The organism is Clostridium sp. AM42-4, from assembly GCF_003480105.1.
Taxonomy (GTDB): Bacteria; Bacillota; Clostridia; order Lachnospirales; family Lachnospiraceae; genus Brotaphodocola.
This window is the reverse complement of sequence record NZ_QUIK01000001.1, coordinates 84,387-96,879: the sequence shown is the minus strand read 5'-3', so window position 1 is coordinate 96,879 and position 12,493 is coordinate 84,387. Positions and strand designations below refer to the sequence as shown.

The 12,493-nt window shown below is 51.1% G+C and carries 10 protein-coding genes; 8 read left to right on the top strand and 2 right to left on the bottom strand.

Translation table 11 applies throughout. The features are described from left to right. The first annotated feature begins 49 nt into the window (after nt 1-49). The 5 genes from tig (at nt 50) to DW922_RS00450 (ending at nt 5,793) form a co-directional block, all read left to right on the top strand. Nucleotides 50-1,111 carry a trigger factor gene (gene tig, locus DW922_RS00470; protein ID WP_182436763.1) on the top strand — a complete coding sequence of 354 codons (1,062 nt, stop codon included), beginning with the start codon at nt 50-52 and terminating at the stop codon, nt 1,109-1,111. Between the two features lie 84 nt (nt 1,112-1,195). Continuing rightward, the gene (locus DW922_RS00465; protein ID WP_118725456.1) at nt 1,196-1,783 is read left to right on the top strand and encodes a xanthine phosphoribosyltransferase; all 588 of its coding nucleotides are present in this window, start codon (nt 1,196-1,198) and stop codon (nt 1,781-1,783) included. Beyond that, complete coding sequence (locus DW922_RS00460; RefSeq protein WP_118541333.1) at nt 1,780-2,574, top strand: HAD family hydrolase; 795 nt, start codon at nt 1,780-1,782, stop codon at nt 2,572-2,574. The genes DW922_RS00465 and DW922_RS00460 overlap by 4 nt, the downstream gene beginning before the upstream one ends. Nucleotides 2,575-2,663: 89 nt before the next feature. Beyond that, complete coding sequence (hemC, locus tag DW922_RS00455) at nt 2,664-5,102, top strand: hydroxymethylbilane synthase (RefSeq protein ID WP_118725455.1); 2,439 nt, start codon at nt 2,664-2,666, stop codon at nt 5,100-5,102. Between the two features lie 154 nt (nt 5,103-5,256). Further along, nucleotides 5,257-5,793 (top strand): bifunctional precorrin-2 dehydrogenase/sirohydrochlorin ferrochelatase, encoded by a 537-nt coding sequence (locus DW922_RS00450; protein WP_207666278.1) that lies wholly within the window; start codon nt 5,257-5,259, stop codon nt 5,791-5,793. On the opposite strand, the gene DW922_RS00445 is transcribed toward DW922_RS00450, so the two are convergent. Together DW922_RS00445 and DW922_RS00440 are read right to left on the bottom strand one after the other, a co-directional pair. Next, on the bottom strand, nt 5,777-6,370 hold the full coding sequence (locus tag DW922_RS00445; RefSeq protein ID WP_118725453.1) for a LysE family transporter: 594 nt from the start codon (nt 6,368-6,370) through the stop codon (nt 5,777-5,779). The genes DW922_RS00450 and DW922_RS00445 overlap by 17 nt on opposite strands. A 107-nt stretch (nt 6,371-6,477) precedes the next feature. Next, the gene (locus tag DW922_RS00440) at nt 6,478-7,929 is read right to left on the bottom strand and encodes an alanine/glycine:cation symporter family protein (protein ID WP_118725452.1); all 1,452 of its coding nucleotides are present in this window, start codon (nt 7,927-7,929) and stop codon (nt 6,478-6,480) included. A 296-nt stretch (nt 7,930-8,225) separates the two neighbouring features. Between DW922_RS00440 and DW922_RS00435 the strand changes: the two genes are divergently transcribed. From DW922_RS00435 to DW922_RS00425, 3 genes are all read left to right on the top strand, one after another. Then, on the top strand, nt 8,226-9,407 hold the full coding sequence (locus tag DW922_RS00435) for a CCA tRNA nucleotidyltransferase (RefSeq protein ID WP_347560238.1): 1,182 nt from the start codon (nt 8,226-8,228) through the stop codon (nt 9,405-9,407). Between the two features lie 110 nt (nt 9,408-9,517). Next, nucleotides 9,518-10,522, top strand: a complete 1,005-nt coding sequence (locus DW922_RS00430; protein WP_118718273.1) for a spore coat protein CotS — start codon at nt 9,518-9,520, stop codon at nt 10,520-10,522. 181 nt (nt 10,523-10,703) lie between these two features. After that, nucleotides 10,704-12,440 carry a phospho-sugar mutase gene (locus tag DW922_RS00425; RefSeq protein WP_118725451.1) on the top strand — a complete coding sequence of 579 codons (1,737 nt, stop codon included), beginning with the start codon at nt 10,704-10,706 and terminating at the stop codon, nt 12,438-12,440. Nucleotides 12,441-12,493 lie beyond the last annotated feature (53 nt).

The window sequence follows — 12,493 nt, the reverse complement described above, 5'->3', positions numbered from 1 at the left end:
TGTTATAACTGTAGGAAATATTGAGAAAGACAAAATGAGGACAAGAATTATGAGAAAACATGTGAAACTGACCCTTTGCTGTGCGGCAGCAGTACTTCTGGCGGCAGGCTGCGGCAAAAAGTCAGATACAACTGAGACAACCACTGCAGCAAGCGAGACCCAGGCTGAGATCACCGACAAGGGTGAAGTAACAAAGCTTGGCGAATACAAGGGTGTTGAGGTGACGAAGGCAGATACTGCCGTAACCGATGAGGAAGTGGAAGCCCGCATCCAGAATATCCTGGCAGCAAACCCGGAGATCATTGAGATCACCGACCGCCCGGCTCAGGAAGGCGATACGGTAAATATTGATTATGTAGGCATGAAGGACGGCGAGGCATTCGACGGCGGAACTGCAGAGGGATATGACTTAGAGCTTGGCTCCGGTACCTTTATCGATGGCTTTGAGGACGGTCTGATCGGTGCCACTACCGGGGAAGAGCGCAGCCTGAACCTGACCTTCCCGGAAAATTACGGCAATGCAGATCTGGCCGGACAGGCGGTTGTATTTGATGTAACCGTAAACAAGATCGAAGAAAAGAAATCAGCTGTTTTAGACGATGCGTTTGTACAGCGTGTTTCTGATTTCTCCACGGTCGATGAGTTCCGTGCCGACACCCTTTCCACCCTTCAGAGTGAGAAGGAGCAGAATGCCGAGCAGCAGCTGCAGAACGATGCGTTCCAGGTAGCTATGGACAATTCTGAATTCAGTGTGAACGAGGCAGCAGTAGACCAGTTATACGAAAACCAGCTCAGCTACTACGAAAATATGTTCTCCTATTATGGCTTTACCCTGGAGAGCTATGCAGAGATGAGCGGAATGACCGAAGACGAGTTTAAAGACCAGTTAAGAAAGGATTCGGAAAACGGAATTAAGCAGCAGCTTCTGATCGACGCCATTGCAGAGAAGGAAGGTCTCACGATCGAGGATGCTGACCGTGAGAACATTGCACAGCAGTATGGAAGTGATCTAAAGACCCTGCAGGATACTTACGGGGAGGATGGCATCGACGAGAGAGCCATGATTTATAAGGTAATTGAATTTATTGCTGATAATGCAGTAGTAAAATAAATAGTTATCTGTGTGAATGGTAACAGAAAAAGTTACAGGGAAAAATAAAAGAGACAACCAGAAAAATACAAGGGGGATATCCAGATGCAGCTCTTAAAGGACAGAATCCGTAAGGATGGCAAGATTAAGGCAGGAAACGTATTAAAGGTAGACAGTTTTTTGAATCACCAGATGGACACCGATCTTTTTGTGGAGATCGGTAAGGAGTTCAAGCGCAGATTTGCGGATTGTGAGATCAACAAGATCCTCACCATCGAGGCATCCGGAATCGGCATTGCCTGTGTGGTTGCACAGCAGTTCCATGTGCCGGTATTATTTGCAAAGAAGAACAAGACCAAAAATATCGCCGGGGATGTTTATACCAGCCAGGTAGAGTCCTACACCCACGGACGCGTTTACGATATCATTGTTTCCAAGGAGTTCCTTGGAAAAGGCGATAAGGTTCTTCTGATCGATGATTTCCTGGCAAACGGAAAGGCCCTGGAGGGACTGGCTGCCCTGGTTGAGGTATCCGGCGCAGAGTTAGTAGGAGCTGGCATTGTCATCGAAAAAGGCTTCCAGGTAGGCGGAGACATCATCCGTTCTAAGGGAATCCGTCTGGAATCCCTTGCGATCGTTGACAGTATGGATGAAAAAACGGGCACGATCGTGTTCCGCGGAGATGAAGCGTGAGTAAGAGAAAAGCGTTATTTTTTGACATTGACGGAACGTTACTCAGTGAAGTAACAAAAACGGTTCCAGAGAGTGCCAAGAAAGCCATTTCCATTGCCCGCTCACTGGGACATCTGGTTTTTATCAACACCGGGCGTTCCTACGGGGAAACGGAGCAGATCCACAATATTGCCGAGGCAGATGGCTGGCTTTGCGGCTGCGGAACCTATGTGGAATCCGAAGGCAACATTCTCTTAAACCGGCTGATGCCAGCTGCCCAGGTCCGGCGCATTGCCAGACTTGCGGTAGATTCTGACGCGGATATCTTCCTGGAGGGACCGGGAACCTGTTATTACTGCAGCGCTTCCGGCCGTATGCCGTTTGGGCAGCAGCTCCGCAGTAATTTCGGAAAGCTGGTGGAGTGGATTGCGCCGGAAGCGGTAGATGAGGAAGTAAATAAGTTCTGTGTGCTGACCGACGGGCAGAGTGACCGGACCGGCTTTTTCCGGAACCTGGATCTGGATATTTCTGTGATCGACCGGGGAGACGGCTTTTATGAGTGTGTTCCGGAGGGCTTCAGCAAGGCAACTGCCATTGACGTGGTATTAAAGCATTACGGACTGACGCTTGAGGATGCTTATGTATTCGGCGACAGCACCAACGACATGGCCATGTTTGAGCATGTGCCGAATGCAGTGCTTATGGGAAAACATAGCCCGGAGCTGGAGCCGTATGCCAGTTTTCTGACGAAAACCGTGGAGCAGGACGGCATCTGGTATGCCATGGAGAAGCTTGGATTACTGCAGGAATAAAAGCCATGACTGTGCGGGAAATCCGCTGTTGTCTGCGCTGTGCGTGAGTGGCAACACAAAAAGTGAATGAGAAATCAGAGGAATTGTAAATGAATAACAACACATTGCGGATCGGAACAAGAAAGAGCCGGTTGGCAATGGTCCAGACGGAAATTGTGCGGGAAGTGATTCTGGCACATTTTCCATTTTTAGAGATCGAAATTGTGCCGATGAGCACGAAGGGAGATAAAATCCTGGACCGTTCGCTGACCAGCTTTGGTGGAAAAGGAGTCTTCACTAAGGAACTGGAGGAAGCACTCCTGGAAGGAAAAATCGATATGGCAGTCCACAGTGCCAAGGATATGCCGATGGAATTTCCAAAAGGACTGGCTCTTGGAGCAGTGCTTTCACGAGAGGATGCGTCCGATGTGCTGGTCACGACAACCGGCACTCCGGCCCGGAAACTGGCGCCGGGAAGTGTAATTGGAACCAGCTCCCTGCGCAGACAGATCCAGATTCAGCAGATGAACCCGCAGGTGCAGGTGAAGCTGCTGCGCGGAAATGTACAGACCCGGCTGGAAAAGTTAAAGAGCGGGCAGTATGACGGGATTTTGCTGGCTGCAGCGGGGTTGAAGCGTCTGGAGATCGAGGGGAAAAAACTGAGTGCGGGAAGTGAGGCTGCGGATACCCTGTATTTTGAGCATCTTGACCGGGAACAGTTCGTGCCGGCAGCAGGGCAGGGAATCCTGGCAGTGGAAATCCGGGAAGGAGAGCTGGCAGAGATCATGCAGGCCATCCATTCTGTGGAGACAGAGGCGGAGCTTACGGCAGAGCGGGAGTTTCTGACAATCCTGGGCGGTGGCTGCAATGCCCCGTGCGGAGCGCACTGCAGGCTGGATAGAAAAGCCGGTAAGCTGACGATGCATGTGATGTATGCACAGGACGGCGTGCACCCGCAGTACCGGAGCCAGAGCTGTGTGCTGGAGGCAGAACCTCTCGATTGTGCGAAAAAGCTGGCTCACGACCTGACGGTTGCGGTCCGCTGCAAACCGGTCTATCTGGTTGGTGCAGGACCGGGAGATGCCGGCCTTTTTACGAAAAAAGGGCTGGATTGCGTTCGGAAAGCCGATGTGATCGTTTACGACAACCTGATCTCTGGTTCTATTTTAAATGAGGCCCGGCTGGATGCAGAGCTGATCTATGCAGGCAAACGTTCCGGTCATCACCACATGCGCCAGGAGGAGATTTCTGCGCTGCTGGTGGAAAAGGCGCTGGAAGGGAAAGCAGTTGTCCGCTTAAAGGGCGGCGATCCCTTTATTTTCGGGCGCGGTGGAGAGGAAGCACTGGAGCTTGCAAAAAGAAAGATTCCGTTTGAGATCGTACCTGGTGTGTCATCTTCTTACAGTGTACCGGCTTATGCGGGAATCCCGGTGACACACCGCGGCCTGGCTTCTTCTTTCCATGTGATCACCGGACATGAGGATATCAGCAAGGAAGAGTCTGCACTGGATTACCGGACCCTTGCAAAGGAAGAGGGAACGCTGGTTTTCCTCATGGGATTGAAAAATCTGGATAAGATCGCCTCAAATCTGATTGCTAATGGAAAAGACCCGAAAACACCGGCTGCCGTCCTGGAGCGAGGGACCACGGCAGCCCAGAAAAGCGTGAAGGCCGATCTGGCCCATATCGCAGAGACGGCAGAGCGTGCCGGTTTAAAAACCCCGGCGATTTCCGTGATAGGCCCGGTAGTGGACTTAAAGGATTCCCTTTCCTGGTTTGGAAAAGGGGCTCTTTCCGGAAAACGGATCCTGGTGACCGGAACCAGAGGCTTTGCAAAAGAGATGGAAGATACGGTTCATCCGCTTGGAGCGGAGCTGATCGCATTAAGCCTGATCGAAACAAGACCACTGTGGAACGAACAGATTGAGCAGGCGCTTAGGAAAATCGGAACTTACCAGTGGATCGTGTTCACCAGTGGAAATGGAGTGGATATCTTCTTTGAGATGTTAAGAAAACAGGGGATTGACCTGCGCAGCCTCATGAATGTAAAGTTCGCAGTCATTGGACGGAAAACATCGGAGGCACTTTTACGCCATGGTTTCCAGAGTGATTTTGTGCCGGAAAGCTTTTCCGGGGCGGATCTGGCAGCAGAGTGGATCCCGGCCTTAAAGCCGGAGGAAACGGTTGCCTTATTCCGCGTTGAACGCGGCTCTGTGGTACTGCCGCAGGCACTGGCAAAGGCAGGAATTGCATACGATGATATCGGCTGTTATGAAACCTGGACCGACCTGCGACGCGCAGAAGAATTAAACCGGGTGATCCGGGAGGTGGACTATGTGACCGTAGCAAGCAGCTCTGCGGCCAAGGCGCTGGCCTCGATGCTGGAGCAGGAGGTGAAGGTGCAGATGACTGCAAAGCTCATTTCCATCGGCCCCTCTACCACAAAAACACTTCAGGAACTGGGACTTCCGGTTTACGCAGATGCGGTGGAGTATACAGCGGAGGGCATGGCGGCCGTGATGCAGGCAGATGTGGAAGGCATGCTGTAAGCTGTCTGAAACAAAAAACAGCAGCTGCAGGGACAGCGGTTATAGAATTCCGGCAGCTGCTGGCTGTGCAGCGTGGAAAGAGCAACACGGAGGGAACGATGGTCTGTCAGGTGGCTGCGTGGCACATTTGTTTGCAGGACGCGGAAACAGTAACATGGAGCGAAAAATGGAATATGATATAGGATATTTCCCGCTATTTGTAGATCTGCGCGGGAAAAAGATACTGATTGCAGGAGCCGGGAAGATTGCAGCCCGGCGCGCCACGGCTTTGGTGGAATTTGGCGCGGATGTGACGGTGGTAGCACCGGAGGAAGGTAATGAGTTTTCAGACCAATCAGACAAGAATCAACAATCCATCGGGGAATGTAGAATCGTTCCGGTTCCGGCACTTGCGGAGAAAGGACTTCTGACCTGGAAACGCCGCGTTTTTACAGAACAGGATCTGGAACAGGCATTTCTGGTTATTGCAGCAACCAATAACTCGGCTGTGAACGATGAAATTGCACGTCTTTGCCATGAACGCGGCATTCCGGTCAACCATGCCGGTGACCAGAACCAGTGTGATTTCCAGTTTCCTGCCATTGTGCGAAACGATTTGGTTGTGATTGGGATCAATGCAGGTGGGAAGAATCATGGTCTGGTGAAAAGGGTGGCTGCCGGATTGCGGGAGTGGATTACAACACACCTATGATCCGCAGCGAACACCACACCAGCAGCAATGCCATAACAGCGTTCATCAGCTTATAGCAGCTGGTGTAAAACCGCTTCAGCACATTTCCCGCAAAGGCCCAGATCAGATTTCCGAGTGCGCCAAGGACCATCAGATAAACGGCAAAGAAAAAGAGCATGTAACTTCTGGATTCGTAAGGCAGGATGTACGCGGAAAACATGGTAAGTCCGTAAATGATGATTTTTACATTGACTAATTGCAGGAAAAAGCCCATCAGCCAGGTGGGCTTTTTCTCCTGCACCTGGTCGGACGGCGGGCACCGTTTCCAGGTCTGCCACGCCAGATAGAGGATATAGGCTGCGCCCAGATATTTCATAACGGGCTGGATACCTGGAATCACCGTGCCGAGCGTGCTGCAGAACAGTCCGGAAAGGCACATCAGCGTGAGGGAACCGCTCCAGATGCCAGTCATAAAGCGCAGGTTGCCGGATACCCCGTATTTGCTTGCCGTGGAAAGCAGCAGGATATTGTTGGGACCGGGTGACCACACGGTAAGGATGGCGGAGATGGTCATCTCGATCAGGACGGACAGCGGCATGAATGATTCCCCCTTTTTCTTGTGTTCGTACAATTTGCAATCTGTTCCATTGCTTTGTGTATTTGCTGCGTCGGTTGCAAAAATACAGGTTGCTTATATTTTCTTAATTATTTAGAATATTTCTTCTCTTCATACTGCTTCAACAATTCCAGTGCTTCTTTTGACATCGGATACAGCACTGCAATGTTAAACAGTGTCATAAGTCCGATTCCTACATCTCCCAGATCCCAGACAACCGTATACTGCTGAAGTCCACCGATAAACAGCATGACCAGTGCCAGTACCTTGTAAGCAGTCTGGTAACACCAGCGGTTTCCAAAGAGGTAGGCTACGTTGGAGCGTGCGTAAAACAGGATGCCGATAAATGTGGAAAAACTGAACAGTGCCAGGGTCACGGCGATAAAGATGACACCGGCGCTGCCAAGGTGGTAGTGCATGGCAGTCTGTAAAAGATCCATGCCGGTAAGTCCTGCCGTGATTTCTTCCGGGGCCAGCAGCATGATCATGGCAGTGCAGCTGCAGATGACGATGGTATCTATCAGGACTCCAAGTGACTGGGTCAGACCAGTCTGCACTGGATCTTTGCTCTGGGCGGCAGCCGCCGCGCAGGGAGCGGAACCGGATCCGGCTTCATTGGAGAACAGGCCGCGCTTTACGCCATTCATAAGGATTGCGCCGAAGCCACCGGATACGGCCTGCCGCATGCCAAACGCTTCGGTGAAGATCCGGACAAAGACGGACGGAAGCTTCGGCAGGTTGATCAGGATGATAAATACGGTCAGCAGGAAAAAGCCAACCGCCATGACCGGAACCATGATATCCAGAATCTTTACGGTGGCATTTTTCTGGAGTACGATGACTGCAGCCAGAACCACAAGGACAACGGTCGTGAGAACCGGCGGAATCTGGAATGCATTTGCAAACGCAGAGCTCACGGAGTTACTGATGACCTGGCTGATGCCGCACCAGCAGATAAGGCCGGAGATGGCAAACAGGCAGGCAAGGATAGAACGTTTGCAGTTACGGTCATTTGCGGAAAAAGCATCTGAGGAAAAGGTATCTGCAGAGGCAGTGCTGGTGGCGTTTTTGTTCCGTTTTTCTTCTACGAAGTGATGAATGTAATAAGCCGGGCCGCCGTGATAACCACCGTAAAGCAGGTCCGGCTCCTTATACTTCTGTGCCAGAACAGCTTCTACAAAGGCCGTGGAGGCGCCAAGCAGGGCGGTGATCCACATCCAGAATACGGCACCCGCGCCGCCTAAGGATACGGCAGCCACAACTCCGACCAGATTTCCCATACCAACGCGTGTAGCGGTGGAAATGATCAGGGTCTGTAAGGAAGAGAGACTGTCTGGGGTTTCCTTCTTTTCCTTCAGGGCCCGGATCATATCCGGGAACAGGCGGATTGGAAGAATCCGGGTGCGGATGGTGAAGTAAATTCCGGCCGGGATCAGAAGCAGAAGCATCAGGGAGATGCCGATGGAGCTTCCCATAACTGGAATGGTAAACAGATCGCCCCATAAAAAGGCGTAAACGGTTTCGATAAGCTTTATGATCAAGTTCGTGTTTTCCTTTCTGTAAGATTGACTGTAAATGAAGCATGTCTTTTCATTATATAATTTGGGAACGTGTTTGTAAATCGAAAGATGCGCAAGCGTACAAAAAAGTAACGATAAAGATACTTGTTTGCGCAATGTGTGAACAGGAATAATGGAAACAGGAACTTGTATTTTACGGAAAGGCCAACTATAATGATATGGCAAATTGTTGCTGTTCACGGCTAGATTCAGCTCAGAAAATTCCTGCCTGTGAACCGTGACAGACTATGAACGAAAAGAAAGTGAGAACAAACACTATGAACAGCATGCAGATTCCTGCCCATGTGGAGCAGATCATCCGGACCTTAAACAGCCACGGCTACGAAGCCTTTGCGGTGGGCGGCTGTGTGCGTGACACACTCTTAGGAAGAACGCCGGGAGACTGGGATATTACAACCTCGGCAAGACCGGAGCAGGTAAAGGCCTTGTTTCGCCGCACCATCGATACCGGTATCCAGCATGGAACGGTGACCATCATGCTGGACCGCACCGGCTACGAGGTGACGACTTACCGCATCGACGGGGAGTATGAGGACGGCCGGCATCCGAAACAGGTGGAATTTACTTCTGACCTTCTGGAGGATCTGCGGCGGAGGGATTTTACCATCAACGCTATGGCTTACAGCCATAAAACCGGGATTGTAGATGCCTTTGATGGCATGGCAGATTTAAAAGCGCACCGGATCCGCTGCGTGGGCAATGCCATGGAGCGTTTTACGGAGGACGCACTCCGTATTCTCCGGGCCATCCGTTTCTCTGCCCAGCTGGATTTCGAGATTGAAAAGGAAACCTTTGATGCCATTTCCGTGATCGCGCCAAATCTGGCCAAGGTCAGCAAGGAGCGTATCCAGATGGAGCTGACCAAGCTTCTTTGCTCCGACCACCCGGAAAAGATCCGTGAAGTTTATGAGACCGGAATCAGCACCTATGTATCACCGGTGTTTGCACAGCTTGACTGGAAGCAGGCACGGACATCGGCAGAGCTTCCAAAGGAAAAGTATGTGCGCTGGGCAGCTTTCCTTCGCTGCGGCAAGGGACCGGAGCAGGCAGTGCAGGTGCTTCGCGACTTAAAGCTGGACAATGACACGATCTCCAAGGTGAAGACACTGGTTACCTGGGCCGGTGTGGTGCCGGAAGCTTGTGAGGTGGAGGTGCGCCGCATGATGAGCCGCATGGAGCCGGAGGTCTGGGACAGTCTGATGGATTTAAACGGATATGGACCGGAAATCCGCACGCTGGTGGAAACCATCCGTGAGCGTGGTGACTGTCTGGGCTTAAAAGAGCTTGCCGTCAAGGGACAGGACCTGATCGCAGCAGGGGTAAAGCCAGGAAAAGAGATGGGATCCATGCTGCACGGGCTTTTAGAGCATGTGCTGGAAAAACCGCAGGATAATGAAAAGGAGACGCTGCTTGGCATAATCCGGAAATCCATTTCATAGGTTGGAGAAAACGTTACATTACTGTTCACGAAAGGCGTGGCAGCAATGAAGGTTTGGTCCGGAGTTTTGGGGGACTGCCGGATTGCCGCATATGAAGTGGAGGGGTGAGCGTGATCGACAGTTATCTGGAGGTTTTAAAGCAGTACGAAGGAGAAGCAATAAGCGTACGGCGCGGACGTGGGGCCTGGATCTGTGAGTATCCGGATGGACTCCGGCTTCTGAAGGAATACCGGGGAACACAAAAACGCCTGGAGTTTGAGAGTGCGGTGCAGGAGGAGCTATTGCAGATGGCAGTCTGCCGGGTAGATAGTTATGTGAAAAACCGGGAAGACGGGCTGATGACAGCTGGGCCGGATGGGGTAAAGTATGTTTTAAAGAACTGGTTTTCTGAGCGCGAATGCAGTCTGCGTGACCGGAAGGAGATCCTTTTTTGTATTCGCCAGATCGCTGCGCTTCACAAGACACTCCAGAAGATTCTGTGGCGGGAGGAATGGAGCCTTGGCTCCACGGTGCTGCCGGCGCTTTCAGAGGAAATGGCGCGTCACAACCGGGAAATGAAGCGGGTGCGGAATTTTATCCGCACGAAACGAAAGAAAACAGAATTTGAATTACGTGTCATGCAGAACTTTGATGAGTATTACCATCAGGCACTGCATGCAGAAAAAGGGCTGGAGCCGCTGGATCACGATCAGGCGGGAAACCGGCTCTTTTTGTGTCATGGAGATTTAGACCAGCATCACATCTTGCTTTTGCCAGAAAGCCAGACAGCGGCATTTACCGGGTTTAGCCAGATGCATCTGGGACGTCAGATGAGCGATCTGTACCGTTTTATGCGGAAAGTCATGGAAAAGCATGGCTGGGATGAATTTTTGGGATATGCCATGCTGGAGGCCTATAATGCTGTGCTGCCTATGACGGAGGATGACCGGAACTATCTGTATTTCCTGTTTTTATATCCGGAAAAATACTGGAAACAGCTGAACTACTACTACAATGCGAATAAGGCCTGGATCCCGGAAAAAAATGTAGAAAAATTAAAGACGCTGGAAGCACAGCAGGGCTCAAGAAACCGTTTTTTGCAGAATGTATTTCAAGATCCGGATTTTTCTGGCTAGGATTATAAGAATTTGAAATTATCGGAATTTTGTCGTGTTTTGTCGTTCATAAATTGACAATGCAGACATCTTCGGCTTCCTTTTTTTCCCTTGCTGAGGTATAATAAAGATAGTGTTAACTGTGAAGATACTTGGCAGTTACAGCATGAAATCATGAGGGAGCACAGGAGGAAGTTTTTTTATGAAGGATTACATGAAGATTTACCAGGAATGGCTGTCTAATCCGTATTTCGACGAGGACACCAAGGCAGAATTAAAGGCAATCGAACATGATGAAAACGAGATCAAAGAGCGTTTTTATATGGATCTGGAATTCGGTACGGCAGGTCTGCGCGGAATTATCGGTGCAGGCATCAACCGCATGAACATTTATGTAGTGCGCCGTGCGACCCAGGGTCTGGCAAACTACATCATCAAACAGGGAGGCAGCAGTAAAGGCGTTGCCATTGCTTACGATTCCAGACACATGTCCCCGGAGTTTGCGGATGAGGCAGCACGCACCCTGGCAGCCAACGGCATCAAGGCTTACAAGTTTGAGTCTCTTCGTCCGACTCCGGAGCTGTCCTTCGCAGTGCGCGAGTTAGGCTGTATCGCCGGCATCAACGTGACGGCAAGCCACAACCCGCCGGAGTATAACGGTTACAAAGTATACTGGGAGGATGGCGCACAGTTTACCCCGCCTCACGACAAAGGCGTAACCGAAGAGGTTCTTGCCATTGAGGATCTGTCCACCGTGAAGACCATGAGCGCAGAGGATGCCATGGCAGCAGGCCTCTATCAGGTGATCGGCAAGGAAATCGATGACAAATACATCGCACATGTTAAAGCACAGGTTGTAAACCAGGATGCCATCGACAAGATGCAGAAGGACATTACCATCGTTTACACCCCGCTTCACGGAACCGGCAACATCCCGGTGCGCAGAGTCTTAAAAGAGATCGGTTTTGAGAATGTTTATGTAGTACCGGAGCAGGAGCTTCCGAACGGTGACTTCCCAACCGTAAGCTATCCGAACCCGGAGGCAGCAGAAGCATTTGCACTCGGCTTAAAGCTGGCTGAGGAGAAGAAGGCAGACCTCGTTCTTGCAACCGACCCGGATGCAGACCGTCTTGGCGTTTATGTAAAAGATACCAAATCTGGCAAATACATTTCCCTTACCGGAAACATGTCCGGTTCCCTGCTGTGCGAGTACGTGCTGAGCCAGAAGGCTGCAAAGAACGCGATTCCGGCAGACGGCGAAGTTGTAAAATCCATCGTAAGCACGAACCTCATCGACGCAGTGGCTGCTTCCTACGGCTGCAAGCTGGTAGAGTGCCTGACCGGATTTAAGTGGATCGGCCAGCAGATCTTAAAAGAAGAGCGCACCGGCGTTGGTCACTATATGTTCGGCATGGAAGAGAGCTACGGATGTCTGATCGGTACCTATGCCCGCGATAAAGATGCCGTTTCCGCTACCGTTGCCCTCTGTGAGGCTGCTGCCTACTACAAGACCAAAAACATGACTCTGTGGGATGCCATGGTAGAGATGTATGAGAAATACGGCTACTACAAAGACGCTGTAAAATCCATCGGTCTGTCCGGCATCGAAGGTCTGGCAAAGATCCAGTCCATCATGGAGCACTTCCGCAATAATACACCGGAAGGCTTTGGCGACTACAAGGTACTCTCCGCAAGAGATTACAAGAACGACACCATCCGCAACATGGCAACCGGAGAAGTAACTCCGACCGGCCTGCCGTCCTCCAACGTGCTCTATTACGACATGAACGACAATGCATGGCTGTGCATCCGTCCGTCCGGCACCGAGCCGAAGATCAAGTTCTACTATGGAATCAAGGGAACCTCCTTAGAGGATGCTGACGCGAAGTCCGAGGCACTTGGAAAAGCGCTGATGGGTGAGGTGGACAAGCTGCTGTAAGATATAACAATTTATTTCACTTTAATAGGGCCGTGTGAGTTGCCGAAAGGCAA

Coding starts and splice junctions, on each gene's coding strand:
- DW922_RS00435 (WP_347560238.1), top strand. CDS start 8,226: ATGAACAGCATGCAGATTCCTGCCCATGTGGAGCAGATCATCCGGACC.
- DW922_RS00445 (WP_118725453.1), bottom strand. CDS start 6,370: ATGCCGCTGTCCGTCCTGATCGAGATGACCATCTCCGCCATCCTTACC.
- DW922_RS00425 (WP_118725451.1), top strand. CDS start 10,704: ATGAAGGATTACATGAAGATTTACCAGGAATGGCTGTCTAATCCGTAT.
- tig (WP_182436763.1), top strand. CDS start 50: ATGAGAAAACATGTGAAACTGACCCTTTGCTGTGCGGCAGCAGTACTT.
- DW922_RS00465 (WP_118725456.1), top strand. CDS start 1,196: ATGCAGCTCTTAAAGGACAGAATCCGTAAGGATGGCAAGATTAAGGCA.
- hemC (WP_118725455.1), top strand. CDS start 2,664: ATGAATAACAACACATTGCGGATCGGAACAAGAAAGAGCCGGTTGGCA.
- DW922_RS00450 (WP_207666278.1), top strand. CDS start 5,257: ATGGAGCGAAAAATGGAATATGATATAGGATATTTCCCGCTATTTGTA.